The sequence below is a fragment of the Arthrobacter sp. NPDC092385 genome, from assembly GCF_044755105.1.
Classification (GTDB): Bacteria; Actinomycetota; Actinomycetes; order Actinomycetales; family Micrococcaceae; genus Arthrobacter_D.
On sequence record NZ_JBIVQL010000001.1, the window covers coordinates 612,965 to 625,616 of the forward strand.

Consider the following 12,652-nt stretch of genomic DNA (forward strand, 5'->3'; position numbering starts at 1 on the left):
CCTCTTGTGTTCGAGCCGGCCAGGCTGGTCATCGCGCGGGGACCAGGGCCTCGAGCGGTTCGGCAAGACGGCCCGCGAGTGATGTCACGTACGTCGCGGTCAGGTGGTCGCTGTCGCGGTACACGAGGACATCCCCAATGACGGGAGGGCATCGTTCGGCGGGGCAGATGAAGTCGTTGAGGTCGATCGCAGTGGTCCCGGGCAGGGACTCCGCCGCCAGCAGCTGGGCCAGGCCCTTGTCGTCGGACGCCACGCTGCGCGGCACCGCGCATTCGGCCAGGGCGCTGGGATTCGCTGCGACGCATTCCGGGATGTTGATCCCCGGGGCCGGGGTGTCCCTGATGACGACGACGGGAATCCCGCGTTGCGTGAAGGTGCTCCATGATCGCCGGAAGGCTTCCGACATGGCGACGACGTCGCCATCCGCCCCGGAGATCCCGGCGGCCATCGTGTAGCTGCTGGTGATGACCATGCTGAGCTGTCCGTCGTCTCCCAGCAGGTCCTGCATCCGGGCGTTCCATTCCATGCAGGTCGTATACAGCCTGCCCTTCCGCTCCAGCTCGCCGGTCGCGAAGGGGCAGGCGTCATGGATGTACGCCGTGAGTCTCCAGCCTCGGTCCCGGGCTATGCGGTCGAGGGCCGGAATCCACTGCTTCGCGTGCGAGTCGCCCACCAGGGCCACGTGACGGTCCGATGCTGCGTCTCCGTACTCGCAGGACGTGATCCGGGTCTCGCTGATCTTGGCCGAGTCGCAGGTCGGGAAGTCCTTCGCGGCGACGACGGGCATCGGGGTCACCTCTTCCGCTGTTCCCTGCGGTTCGTGCCCGGCTGTCCTTGGCGCCATCGGCAGCGTCATCGCCCCATGGAGGACCGTCCCCGCCCGATGGCGGGCGGACTCCGCTTCCTCGACCTCCACGCGGACCGCGTGGACGAGCAGGCTGCCCGCGATGCCCCCGACCACCATGAGGACCACTCCGGCACAGATGCCGTGACGCGCGGCGCCACCGAGGGCCCGCCATCCGGTGAAGGGCTTCTCGACGAACCGGTGGGTGAGGTACGCGAGCCCGATGGACAGCCCGGTGATGGCGATGCTCACCTCCTGGCCCGGGTCTCCGAAACGCGCCGTCGCGAGGGCGATGGGCGGCCAGTGCCAGAGGTACAGGGAATAGGAGATGTCTCCGAGAAAGGTCATGGGCCGGGTGCCGAGCACGAGCCCGGGTCCGCGCTCCGCCCGTCGGACGCCCGAGGCGATGACGAGGGCGGAAGCGACGGAGGGGAGCAGGGCAGCCGCTCCGGGGTAGGGGACCGAGCCGTCGATGAAGACCAACGAGCCGAGGATGCCGGCCATTCCGGCCCAGCCCGCGATCGTCGCGACCCGCTCCGGTACTCTCTCGAGCTGCGTGACGGTCACGGCGAGAAGCGCGCCGAGCGCGAGCTGCCAGAACCGTGTGGTCGAGGTGAAGTAGGCGGGCCCGGGTTCTGCTGCCGTGTAATGGATGGACCATGCCAGCGAGGGCAGGAGTACCAGGGCGAGCGCGAGCATCAGCAGTCGGCGCAGTCCGGCGCCGGCGATGGGTCCGGGGTGGCGCTTCTTCCTCGTCAGGAGCCAGCCGGCAGCAACGAGCACCAGGGGCCACGCCAGATAGAACTGCTCCTCCACGCCGAGCGACCAGTAGTGCTGGAGGGGGCTGGGAGCAGCATCGCTCGTGAGGTAGTCCACCGAGTCCTCGGCCAGCCGCCAGTTCTGCACATAGAAGGCCGATGCGACGGTGTCCCGACCGATGGAGGCCCAGCGCGTGACGGGCAGGAGCGCGGCAGTCAGCGCCGCTGTGGCGACGAGGACGAGAGTCGCGGCGGGCAGCAGCCGCCTGGCCCTGCGGGCATAGAACCCGGTCAGCGAGAAACGTCCGGTATCGATGAGCTGCCTGAGCAGGAGCCCGGTGATCAGGAACCCGGAGATGACGAAGAAGACATCGACGCCTACGAATCCTCCCGGCACGAAGGGCACCTCGAGGTGATAGAGCAGCACCGCGACCACCGCCACCGCCCGCAGGCCCTGGATGTCCGGGCGGAAGGACGACGTCCTGACGACGTCCTCCGTGCGCGTGGCCGGGCTGAGCAGATCACCTGCCAAGAGGACCTCCCGAAGGGACTGTGCGAGCCTTCATCCCAGCCTAAATGCCGCGACGTGGTCGCACCGGTCTTGTATCTGGCTGCTTGATCTGATTCAAAAGGCGGCGACCAGGTGCGTCCCGACAGGTTCTACCACGTGAGGTGCGGATTGCGGCGGCGAGCCATCCTCCTGCGGTCCACCAACGAACCTTCCGTACGCATGCCTAGGATTACCGGGTTCGACGGGGGAGGCCACGATCAGCACGACCACGGGTACGCGCATCGGCTGGCTGGACAGCCTGCGCGGCGTCGCCATCCTCCTCGTCGTCGTGCTGCACGCAGGGGAGTCCCTCCGGATCGCGGGTGCGGCCATCGCCGGTGTCGACGGGTTCAACCTCTTCCTCGAGCCCTTCCGGATGCCCGTCCTGATGTTCCTCTCAGGCATCCTCCTGCCGCGATCGGTGGCCAAGACCGGGAGGGAGTATTTCGCCGGCAAGGTCTCCATGGTGGCGTGGCCGTACGTCCTGTGGTCGCTGATCATCCTGGCGGCGAGCGGCGACCTCCGTCCGGGCGGTGTCCTGCAGATCCTCTACCTCGCCCCGACCTACCTCTGGTACCTCTGGTTCATCCTCGTCTTCTACGCGCTCGCCTACCCGCTGCGGCGCATCCCGCCGCTGATGGCCTCGGCCACGGGGTTCGCGGCGTCACTGGTCCTGCGCGACGGCAGCCGCCCCGGGATGATGGCCTTCCTCGCCGCCTTCTTCTTCCTCGGAGCCTGGTGTGCCCGGCAGCCCCGGTTTGTGGAGCAGACTCTCGCACGGCGGTGGGTGCCGGCCGTGGGAGCGGTGTCGGCGGTGGCAGTGGGGGTGTTCAACGTCCTCAACCACGATGTCCTGTACCGCGCGGAGTATGCCTGGGGAGTCCTCGGCGGTCTCGGCGTCGTCTGCTGGGCGTTCCCGAGGCTCCGCAGCAATCGCGTGACGGCTGCGCTGGAGTTCGTGGGGCGCTACTCGATCGTCTTCTATGTGGCCCACCTCGGGCCGATCATGATCACCCTTGCCCTGGCCGATGCCGCGGGCCTCGCTGGGGAGTGGTTCATGTTCCCGCTGCTGCTCGTGGTCGCCGTCGGAGCCCCGCTCGGACTCGCCTGGATGTACTCCACGAGGGAGCATCTCTCGGTCAACCTGCTGTTCGAGCTGCCGGCGCTGAAGCAGCGACCGCGCGAGCGCACATCGCCCGGCCGCCGGGCAGGAGCCTGACCGGCCCCTTCAGTCCTCGCGCGTGAGCGTCGTGGTGAGCAGGAGGTCCTTCGCCGGTCCCGTGACGTCCCAGGAGTACTCGACGGTGCCGGGAGACGTGATCCGGAAGTCCACGAGGTAGGTGTCCGGCATGCACGCATGCTCATCCCGCGCGGCGCCGGAGCGGAGGTCGAGGCGGCAGAGCACCCGCCCGTCGGGGAAGCGGACCGCGAGGGCCGCCTCCTCGGCCACGACCCCGTAGGAGCGGGAGGCCGGTCCCTGGAAGGTGGGCCAGGACACCGTGCCCTCCTCGTCCCAGCGGAGGCCGTTGTCGTCGGGCGTGAAGACCGTGGTCCCGGAGAAGGTTCCCCGTAGGCCGGTGGAGCGGTCGAGCAACCCTCGCTGCGTGGACCACCTCCCGGTGAGGAAGGAGAGCGGGTCCTCGACGGAGATGGTGGCCGGTGGTGCGGCGTCCTGCATTCTTCCCCCTGACGTGTCCTCCGGATCACGCTAGCGCCGTGAGGAGGGCTGCGCATCTTGCCGTGGAGGGCCAGAAACGTTAGGCTACCTAACTATGAGCCCTTCTTCGGATCCACGCCTGCTGGAACTCGCGCAGTCCTTCCGCACGACCCTGCGCCACGCCGTCTACCTGAGCCGGTCCATGGACGGCGACGGCGAGCTCACCACCATGCAGATGAGCACCCTGAGCATGGCCGCCGAGGAACCGCTCCGCGTGAGCAGGGTGGCCGCGAACCTCGGGGTCCGGGTACCCTCCGCCACCGAGCAGATCATCAAGCTGGAGCAGGCGGGCCTCGTCAGCCGCCAGCCGGATCCGACCGACTCCCGCGCCGTCCTCGTCCAACTGACGGACAAGGGGCGAACGGCCTGGGAGGACGCCGGCCGGCGCCGCAACCAGCGCGTGGCCGCACTGCTCGAGCATCTCGACGAGGACGACCGCGCCACCCTCGCAGCCGCCCTGCCGATCATCGGAAAACTGAACCGCACCGCCTAGGAGTGCCCGAGCGACCACGACCAGAGGAACCAGGGAACGACGGCGTCATCCCGCGAGGATGGACGTCGTCGCCTCGTCCTCCGCTCCCGCGTAGTACCGATCCAGCACGGCCTTGAACCACGGCTCCTGGGGGCCGGCCTGGTTGAAGAGCGTCATGGAGGACTGCAGCTTGCGGGCGTCGATCCCGCCGAGCACCGCGACCGGATCGTCGCCCTGCAGGTTGAGGAGGGCATGGACACTCTCCAGCAGGCGGGGTCCCAGCACCGGATGCGCGAGGTAGGCCTGCGCCTCGTCGAGGGACGTCACGGCGTAGCGCACCGAGGTGGGGCTGCTGCCGAGTCCCGCGACCTGCGGGAAGACGAACCACATCCAGTGCCCGGTCTTGTGCCCGCGCCGCAGTTCGTCGAGGGCCTGCGTGTACGTGCCATGGGCGTCCTGGGCCTCGACGAACCTCGTGAGGTCATAGGGATCGTTCACGCGTGCCTCCGTGCGTCGACGTGCTCGAGGATTCTTCATCGGTAGCGAACAGGCCTGACAGGGCCGAGGGTGGTCGCTAGCGTTAAGGGATGTCGACAATCAATATCACTGAGGCAAGCTTCCCGGAAACCATCGAGGGCAACGACATCGTGTTCGTTGACTTCTGGGCCGACTGGTGCGGTCCGTGCAAGCAGTTCGCGCCGGTCTACGACGCCGTCTCGCAGCAGCACGAGGACGTCACCTTCGCGAAGGTCGACACCGAGGCGGAGCAGTCGCTCGCCGCTGCAGCAGGAATCACCTCGATCCCCACGCTCATGGCGTTCCGGGACAAGGTCCTCGTCTTCTCCCAGCCCGGTGCGCTCAACGCGACGCAGTTCGGCGAGCTGGTCGAGGCCGTCAAGGGCCTGGACATGAAGGCCGTGCACGAGCAGATCGCGCAGCAGCAGGCCCAGGGCGCTCCCGACGCCGAGTAGGACCGCAGACACGAAGGAGCCCCGCACCCACCGGGTGCGGGGCTCCTTCGCGTCCTGCTAGGCCGCCTGGTCCGAGCGGACGACCTCCGCCGGCCTGGCGAGCAGTGCGCTCAGTGATTCGCCGAGGTCCTGCACGGCCGGCCCGCGCAGGTGGGTGTCCAGCAACTCCGTGGACTCCCACTGCTCGGTGAGGACGATCCGGTCCTCCTGGGCGTCGGTGATCTCGTACCGGATGCACCCGGGCTCCTGCACCACCTGTTCGATGGCGATGTCCAGGGCGAGCTTCACGCGGAAGAACTCGCCGTCGAGCGGGGTGAATACTGCAGTGACGTCTACGGTTTGGCTCATCCTCCAACCCTAGCGGCGGCCCGGCCGTCCGCCGCATTCCTGCGTGCCCTAGCGTCGGCGGTGGTCCTCGGGGGAGAGCCGGGGCCCGAAGGTCGGCTTGCGGAATCCGCTGGAGTAGAGGGACCGGACCACGCGCTGCCGCTGGCCCTTCCACGGTTCGAGGAGCTCGATCATCCCGGCGTCGTCCGTGCGCCGTCCCGTCAGCGCCGCGCCGACATAGGCCGCGAGGTGGTAGTCGCCCACGGAGATGGAGTCGGGGCAGCCATGTGTCCGCTGCACCACCTCCGCCACCGTCCAGACCCCGATGCCGGGCACGGACCGCAGGCCCGCACGGACGGCGTCGCCGCCCGGGAGGGAGGCCAGGCGCTCCAGCCCGGTTGCCACGAGTGCTGCCTTGAGGATGGTCGCCGAGCGCTTCGAATCGACGCCTGCCCTGTGCCATTCCCAGGAGGGGATGCGGCGCCACTGCTCGGCGGTCGGGGGGAGGCGGAGCCCTGCGGGGGCGACGTCGCCGGCACCGGGAGCGGGATCCCCGTGGCGGGTCAGCAGGTAGCGCCAGGCGCGCTTGGCCTCGATGCCGGTCACCTTCTGTTCGAGGATCGCCCGGGCCACGGTGTCCAGCATGCGGCCGCAGGCGGGCAGGCGCAGCCCCGGATCGAGGTACCTGCCCTTGCGGGCGAGTTCGGGGAGCGTTGCGCGGAATTCCGCGTGATCGAAGGCGCTCCAGTCGTCATCCGCGCCGAGGAGGCGGGGAACGGACTCGAGGGCCCGGGCCGCGCCGGGCCCCCAGGCGGTCGCCTGGATGCGGCTGTCATTCAGCGGGCCACGCTGCCGCAGGGCCAGGGTGGCCGGTCCGTCCACGGTCCGGAAGGCGAGCCACGCGTCCGGTCCCTGGACGATGAAGGCGGGATCGTGCGCCCCGCACTGGAGGGTGCCGACCGTCCCGGCCAGGTTGTACGGGCCGCCGGGTATCCACTCCGTGGCCTCCGCACCCGGAGGCACGACGGCGGGGACGATGGTCATGCATCCATGGTGTCACGGCCGGCCTGCCGGGCCCGCTCGACCCGCGACGGCGGCCGCGATCGTCCCGCCGAGCGACGCCGTCGTCCCCGTCCCGCCCAGGTCCCGCGTCAGGGTATCGCCGCCGGAGGCGAGCACCGCTTCGATGGCGGACAGGATCCCGGCGGCGGCTTCCGGTTCGCCGAGGTGCTCGAGCATCATCGAGGCACTCCAGATCTGGCCCACCGGATTCGCGATCCCCTTGCCGGCGATGTCGGGGGCGGACCCGTGGACGGGTTCGAAGAGGCTGGGGAAGGTGCGGTCCGGGTTGATGTTGCCGCTGGGCGCCACGCCGATGGTCCCGGTGCAGGCCGGACCGAGATCGGAGAGGATGTCGCCGAAGAGGTTGCTGGCCACGACGACGTCGAACCAGTCAGGGTGGAGCACGAAGTTCGCGCACAGGATGTCGATGTGGAACTTGTCCACGCGGACGTCGTCGTAGTGCGCGGCCATCGCCTCCACGCGCTCGTCCCAGTAGGGCATGGTGATCGAGATGCCGTTGCTCTTCGTCGCCGAGGTGAGGTGCTTCGCGCCCCGCTTCCGCGCGAGCTCGAAGGCGTAGCGGAGGATGCGGTCCACCCCCGTGCGCGTCATCACCGTGTCCTGGATGACGGTCTCCCGGTCGGTGCCCTCGAACATCCTGCCGCCCACGCTCGAGTACTCGCCCTCGGTGTTCTCCCGGACCACGTAGAAGTCGACGTCGCCGGGCTCGCGCCCCGCCAGGGGGCTCGTGATGCCCGGCAGCAGCCGCACCGGGCGCAGGTTCACGTACTGGTCAAAGTGTCGCCGGAACTGCAGCAGGCTGCCCCAGAGGGACACGTGGTCCGGGACGACGTCGGGCCAGCCGACGGCCCCGAAGAAGATCGCATCGAACGTGCGCAGTTCCTCGAACCAGCCGTCGGGGAGCATCTGCCCGTGCTCCTGGTAGTACTCCGCGCTGGCGTAGTCGAACTCGACCGCGTCCACCGAGAACCCGTACCGGTCCGCTGCCGCCCGGAGCGAGCGCAGACCCTCCGGCATGACCTCCTTGCCGATGCCGTCCCCGGCGATGACCGCGATCCTGTAGGTGTTCGTCATGGCTGCTGCTCCCTCTCGACACGCGGCTCTCCTGTCCAGCCTAGGCTCGGCTGCCCGGCAACCACAGCACGACGACGGCGCCCGACGGCCGTCCCGCCCAGGGCTACGGGGATCCACCGCGTCGCCGTCGGGCGCGTCCCGGGACGTAACGGCGGCGTGGAGGTACGTCCGCCAGCCGGTAACTTTGTAGTCATGAAGTACGCAAACTCCATCGTTGACCTGATCGGCAACACCCCGCTGGTCAAGCTCAACTCCGTCACCGACGGCATCAAGGCCACCGTCCTCGCGAAGGTCGAATACCTCAACCCGGGCGGATCGGTGAAGGACCGCATCGCCGCGAAGATCCTCGACGCCGCCGAGGCCGAGGGCAAGATCAAGCCCGGCGGCACCATCGTCGAACCGACCTCCGGCAACACCGGCGTCGGCCTCGCCCTCGTCGCGCAGCAGCGCGGTTACAAGTGCGTCTTCGTGGTGCCGGACAAGGTGGGCGAGGACAAGCGCAACGTGCTCAAGGCGTACGGGGCGGAGGTCGTCGTCACGCCCACCGCCGTCGCCCCGGACAGCCCGCAGTCCTACTACGGCGTGTCCGACCGCCTCGTCCGCGAGATCCCCGGCGCCTACAAGCCCGACCAGTTCTCCAACCAGAACGGGCCGCTCAGCCACTACGAGACGACCGGCCCCGAGATCTGGAACGACACCGACGGCAGGCTGACCCACTTCGTCACGGGCGTCGGCACGGGTGGCACCATCACCGGCACCGGGCGCTACCTGAAGGAGGTCTCGGCGGACCGCGAGGGCGGGCCCGTGCGGATCGTCGGTGCCGACCCCGACGGCTCCATCTACTCCGGCGGTACCGGCCGCCCCTACTTCGTCGAAGGTGTCGGCGAGGACATGTGGCCCGAGTCCTACGATCCCTCCATCCCGGACGAGATCCACGCCGTCACCGACGCCGAGAGCTTCGAGATGACCCGGCGCCTCGCCCGCGAGGAGGGCCTGCTGGTCGGCGGCTCCTGCGGCATGGCCGTCGTCGCGGCCCTGCGCGTCGCCAGGGACCTGACCGAGGACGATGTCGTCGTCGTCCTCCTCCCCGACGGCGGCCGGGGCTACCTCGGCAAGATCTTCAACGACGACTGGATGAAGTCCTACGGCTTCATGGACAGCGGCGACGACGCGAGCGTCGGCGAGGTGCTGCGAGCCAAGAGCGGCTCCATCCCGGACCTCGTGCACACCCATCCCACCGAGACGGTGCGCGACGTCATCTCGATCCTGGACGAGTACGGCGTCTCCAGCATCCCGGTGCTGTCGCAGGAGCCCCCCGTGAAGATGGGCGAGGTGCTGGGGTCGGTCGACGAGCGCTCCCTAACCGCCAAGATCTTCCACGGCGAGGCGAAGCTGACGGACCAGATCTCCCAGCACATGGACGGGAAGCTGCCCCTCATCGGCTCGCTCGAGTCCATCGCGACGGCGCGGGAGAGGCTCCAGGACAGCGACACGCTGATGGTGACGTTCGTCGGGTCGCCCGTGGGAATTCTTACGCGCCACGACTTGCTGACATACATGAGCAAGTAACAACCCCACCCGCATCTCAGGAGCATCGTGACGCACTCGAACGCCCAGGGTTTCAACACCCGAGCGGTCCACGCCGGCCAGACCCCCGACCCCACGACCGGAGCGGTGATCCCGCCGCTGTACCAGACCACCACCTTCGCGCAGGACGGCATCGGCAAGCTGCGCAACGGCTACGAATACGGGCGCGGCACCAACCCCACCCGTGATGCCCTGCAGGTCCAGATCGCGGCGCTCGAAGGCGGGAAGCACGCCTTCAGCTTCTCGTCCGGGCTCGCCGCGGAGGACGCGCTCATCCGGGCAGCGCTCCGTCCGGGTGACCACATCGTGCTCGGCAATGACGCGTACGGCGGTACCTACCGCCTGATCGACCGCGTGCTGTCCCAGTGGGGCATCACGAACACCGCCGTCGACATGGCCGATGCCGACGCCGTGCGGGCCGCCATCGCCGGGAACAACACGAAGATGGTCTGGGTCGAGACGCCGTCGAATCCGATGATGAAGATCACCGACATCGCCGCGACAGCCCAGCTCGCGCACGAGGCCGGCGCCCTGCTCGTCGTCGACAACACGTTCGCGTCGCCGTACCTGCAGCAGCCGCTCACCTTCGGCGCCGACGTCGTCGTGCACTCGACCACCAAGTACATCGGCGGGCACTCCGACGCCAGTGGCGGCGCCGTCGTGGTGGACGACGACGAGCTCGCCGAGAAGGTCGGCTTCGTGCAGTTCGCCGTCGGTGCCGTGTCCGCGCCGATGGAAGCCTGGCTCACGACGCGCGGGCTCAAGACCCTCGGCGTGCGCATGGACCGGCACTCCTCGAACGCGATGACGATCGCCCGGTGGCTGCAGGAGCAGGACGAGGTGGAGCACGTGTACTACCCGGGCCTTCCGGAGCACCCGGGCCACGACCTCGCCGCAGCACAGATGAAGGACTTCGGCGGCATGATCTCCGTGACCTTCAGGGGCGGGGCGGAGGCCGCGAAGAAGGTGGCCGAGTCCACGCACGTCTTCCTGCTCGCCGAGTCCCTCGGCGGCATCGAGTCCCTGATGAACTACCCGTCCGACATGACGCACGCGTCGGTCAAGGGCACCGAGCTGGCCGTCCCCGAGAACCTGATCCGGCTGTCCGTCGGCATCGAGGACATCGAGGACCTCGTGGGCGACCTCGAGCAGGCCATCTCGGCTCTGCGTTAGTCATTCTGTACCGAAAGGCCCCTCCGTCGGGAGGGGCCTTTCGTGTGTCCGGGGGTGTCGGTGCGGCGTCGTGCACGCGCGTGATCCTGATGCGGCCCGCTGCGCGGCGTGTCCCGGCCCGACACGCACGTCGGCCGCCGAAGGGCGTGCACGACGCGGCACCTGCGGCCGGCCGAGGACCGCCGTCGTCCCGGGCTTTTTGCGTGAGGTGCCCGGTGATCTCGGCGTGTCCTCGGGTGACACGCCACTACGTGCCAAGAGCCGGGAACGACGGCGGCCGTGTCGGCAGATTCCGGCGCGGGCCAGGGGGCCTAGCGGAGTCCCGGGAGGCGCAGCCGCTTCTTCGCCTTCGGCTGGGTGAGCTGGAAGTAGTCGCTGCTCTGCGGGAGCCACATCAGCAGCACCGCGACCAGCATCGCCCCGGCGATCAGGGACAGGCCCGGCGTCCCGCGCACGATGATGGGCACCCCGACGATGATGCCGATGGTGCTCAGGAGCTCCCGAGCACTCCTCCTGCCCCGCCGGAGCGGGAGCAGGAGGAGCAGCTGGAGGACGGCGAGTGCCCCGAAGAGCGCGCCGAGCCCGATGAATCCGGCACGCTCCAGGTCCTGCACGGCGGCGGAGGTGAGGAAGGTCCCTGCCGCGACGAGGAGCAGGACGGCGATCACGAGCCACAGGACGATCGCGGCGCGCAGCGGGAACGGCCGTGGCGGCAGGGGGTCCTTGCGGGGCCTCACCGGGAGGACTGCCTAGCCCCGCGGAGCGACGGTGCCGCTGCCGGTCGCGGTGTCGTAGGAGTAGACCTCCGTGCCGCCGATCCACACCTGCAGCGCCCGCTGCATGACGTCGAGCGGGTCACCGCTCCAGAGCACGAGGTCCGCGTCCTTCCCGACGGCGAGCGAGCCGAGGCGGTCGGCGAGGCCGAGCACCTTCGCCGGGTGAATCGTGATGGAGCGCAGCGCGGTCTCCCGGTCGAGTCCCTCCTTGACGGCCAGCGTCGCCTGGTGCACCAGGAAGTTGATCGGGATCACGGGGTGGTCGGTGATGATCGAGATCTCGACGCCGGCCTTCGCGAGCTTGCCCGGGTTGGCGATCGAGCGGCCGCGCAGCTCCACCTTCGACTTCGTGGTGAAGAGCGGTCCGATCAGCACCGGCGTCCCGCGTTCGGCGAGGATGTCGCCGAGCAGGTGCGCCTCGGTGCCGTGGTCCAGCACGAGGTCGTACCCGAACTCGTCCGCGATGCGGATGGCGGTCGCGATGTCGTCCGCACGGTGCGCGTGCTGGCGCCACGGGATCTCGCGGCGCAGCACCATGGCGAGGGCCTCGAGGTGCGGATCGCGCGCGTTCTCGTCGGCCTTGCCCATGTAGTTCTGGGCCTTCATGAACGCCTCGCGGATGACGAGGGCGGTGCCGAGGCGGGTGGACGGTGTCTTGTCCTTGCCGCCGTACACGCGCTTGGGATTCTCGCCGAGGGCCGACTTGAGTCCGCTGGGGGAGCGCAGCACCATCTCCTCGAGGTAGCGGCCGTGCGTGTGGATCGCGACGGCGAGCCCGCCGATCGGGTTCCCGGAGCCGGGGTTGACGTTCACGGTGGTCACGCCTCCCGCGAGGGCGTCGTCGAACCCCGGGTCGAAGGGATTGATGGCGTCGATCGCCCGGACGCCGGCGGTGTTCGGATTGGTCATCTCGTTCGTGTCGTCACCGGCAGCACCCTCGCCCTCCTCGTGCGTACCGAGGTGCACATGGGCGTCGACGAAGCCGGGCAGCAGCCACTTGCCGCCGGCGTCGATCACGGTGGCGCCGTCGGGCACCGCCACGGAGGCGCCGAGGGCCGTGATGCGGCCGTCCTCGACGACCACGGTGCCGTCGAAGGGCTCGCCGTCGATCGGGACGACGTGGGCGTTGGTGATGGCGGTGGCGGGAGGGGTGTTTCCGCTGGGGGAGGGCATCGGTGCATCGGCCTTTCGCAAGGGGGCGGGGTGATTTCCAACATACCCGCCCGCGAGCGCCTCTCCGGGGCCGTGCCTACACTGGATGAGCCGTTCCGCGGGGAAGAACCCGGGCCGGCGCCGGCACCCGGTCCTTCGGAAGGAAAG

At 69.3% G+C, this 12,652-nt stretch carries 13 protein-coding genes; 5 read left to right on the forward strand and 8 right to left on the reverse strand.

Going from position 1 to position 12,652, the window contains the following annotated elements:
* Nucleotides 1-28 precede the first annotated feature (28 nt).
* A complete protein-coding gene (locus ACIQCY_RS02970) occupies nucleotides 29-2,134 on the reverse strand; it encodes an acyltransferase family protein (RefSeq protein WP_400482390.1) in 2,106 nt (701 codons plus the stop codon).
* Between the two features lie 268 nt (nucleotides 2,135-2,402).
* On the opposite strand from ACIQCY_RS02970, the gene ACIQCY_RS02975 reads away from it, so the two are divergent.
* Complete coding sequence (locus ACIQCY_RS02975) at nucleotides 2,403-3,371, forward strand: acyltransferase family protein (RefSeq protein WP_400482438.1); 969 nt, start codon at nucleotides 2,403-2,405, stop codon at nucleotides 3,369-3,371.
* A gap of 9 nt (nucleotides 3,372-3,380) precedes the next feature.
* Here ACIQCY_RS02975 and ACIQCY_RS02980 read toward each other — a convergent pair whose 3' ends face one another.
* Complete coding sequence (locus ACIQCY_RS02980) at nucleotides 3,381-3,830, reverse strand: DUF6314 family protein (protein ID WP_400482391.1); 450 nt, start codon at nucleotides 3,828-3,830, stop codon at nucleotides 3,381-3,383.
* A gap of 94 nt (nucleotides 3,831-3,924) precedes the next feature.
* Here ACIQCY_RS02980 and ACIQCY_RS02985 point away from each other — a divergent pair, with 94 nt between their 5' ends.
* The gene (locus ACIQCY_RS02985) at nucleotides 3,925-4,362 is read left to right on the forward strand and encodes a MarR family winged helix-turn-helix transcriptional regulator (RefSeq protein ID WP_400482392.1); all 438 of its coding nucleotides are present in this window, start codon (nucleotides 3,925-3,927) and stop codon (nucleotides 4,360-4,362) included.
* 45 nt (nucleotides 4,363-4,407) lie between these two features.
* On the opposite strand, the gene ACIQCY_RS02990 is transcribed toward ACIQCY_RS02985, so the two are convergent.
* Nucleotides 4,408-4,839: a DUF1810 domain-containing protein gene (locus ACIQCY_RS02990; protein WP_400482393.1), complete on the reverse strand. Its 432-nt coding sequence runs from the start codon at nucleotides 4,837-4,839 to the stop codon at nucleotides 4,408-4,410.
* An 89-nt stretch (nucleotides 4,840-4,928) separates the two neighbouring features.
* On the opposite strand from ACIQCY_RS02990, the gene trxA reads away from it, so the two are divergent.
* Nucleotides 4,929-5,312 carry a thioredoxin gene (gene trxA, locus ACIQCY_RS02995; RefSeq protein ID WP_400482394.1) on the forward strand — a complete coding sequence of 128 codons (384 nt, stop codon included), beginning with the start codon at nucleotides 4,929-4,931 and terminating at the stop codon, nucleotides 5,310-5,312.
* 57 nt (nucleotides 5,313-5,369) lie between these two features.
* On the opposite strand, the gene ACIQCY_RS03000 is transcribed toward trxA, so the two are convergent.
* The 3 genes from ACIQCY_RS03000 to ACIQCY_RS03010 are packed head-to-tail and all read right to left on the reverse strand — an operon-like array spanning nucleotide 5,370 to nucleotide 7,796.
* Nucleotides 5,370-5,660: a putative quinol monooxygenase gene (locus tag ACIQCY_RS03000; protein WP_400482395.1), complete on the reverse strand. Its 291-nt coding sequence runs from the start codon at nucleotides 5,658-5,660 to the stop codon at nucleotides 5,370-5,372.
* Nucleotides 5,661-5,708: 48 nt separating this feature from the next.
* Nucleotides 5,709-6,683 (reverse strand): DNA-3-methyladenine glycosylase family protein, encoded by a 975-nt coding sequence (locus ACIQCY_RS03005; RefSeq protein WP_400482396.1) that lies wholly within the window; start codon nucleotides 6,681-6,683, stop codon nucleotides 5,709-5,711.
* Between the two features lie 12 nt (nucleotides 6,684-6,695).
* Nucleotides 6,696-7,796, reverse strand: coding sequence for a tartrate dehydrogenase (locus ACIQCY_RS03010; protein ID WP_400482397.1), 1,101 nt, complete (start codon nucleotides 7,794-7,796; stop codon nucleotides 6,696-6,698).
* A gap of 192 nt (nucleotides 7,797-7,988) precedes the next feature.
* Between ACIQCY_RS03010 and ACIQCY_RS03015 the strand changes: the two genes are divergently transcribed.
* Both ACIQCY_RS03015 and ACIQCY_RS03020 read left to right on the forward strand, forming a co-directional pair.
* Nucleotides 7,989-9,365 (forward strand): cystathionine beta-synthase, encoded by a 1,377-nt coding sequence (locus tag ACIQCY_RS03015; RefSeq protein ID WP_400482398.1) that lies wholly within the window; start codon nucleotides 7,989-7,991, stop codon nucleotides 9,363-9,365.
* 27 nt (nucleotides 9,366-9,392) lie between these two features.
* On the forward strand, nucleotides 9,393-10,556 hold the full coding sequence (locus ACIQCY_RS03020; protein WP_400482399.1) for a cystathionine gamma-synthase: 1,164 nt from the start codon (nucleotides 9,393-9,395) through the stop codon (nucleotides 10,554-10,556).
* Between the two features lie 311 nt (nucleotides 10,557-10,867).
* Here ACIQCY_RS03020 and ACIQCY_RS03025 read toward each other — a convergent pair whose 3' ends face one another.
* Together ACIQCY_RS03025 and ACIQCY_RS03030 are read right to left on the reverse strand one after the other, a co-directional pair.
* On the reverse strand, nucleotides 10,868-11,293 hold the full coding sequence (locus ACIQCY_RS03025) for a hypothetical protein (RefSeq protein ID WP_400482400.1): 426 nt from the start codon (nucleotides 11,291-11,293) through the stop codon (nucleotides 10,868-10,870).
* 12 nt (nucleotides 11,294-11,305) lie between these two features.
* Nucleotides 11,306-12,505 carry an amidohydrolase gene (locus ACIQCY_RS03030; RefSeq protein ID WP_400482401.1) on the reverse strand — a complete coding sequence of 400 codons (1,200 nt, stop codon included), beginning with the start codon at nucleotides 12,503-12,505 and terminating at the stop codon, nucleotides 11,306-11,308.
* Between the last annotated feature and the right edge of the window lie 147 nt (nucleotides 12,506-12,652).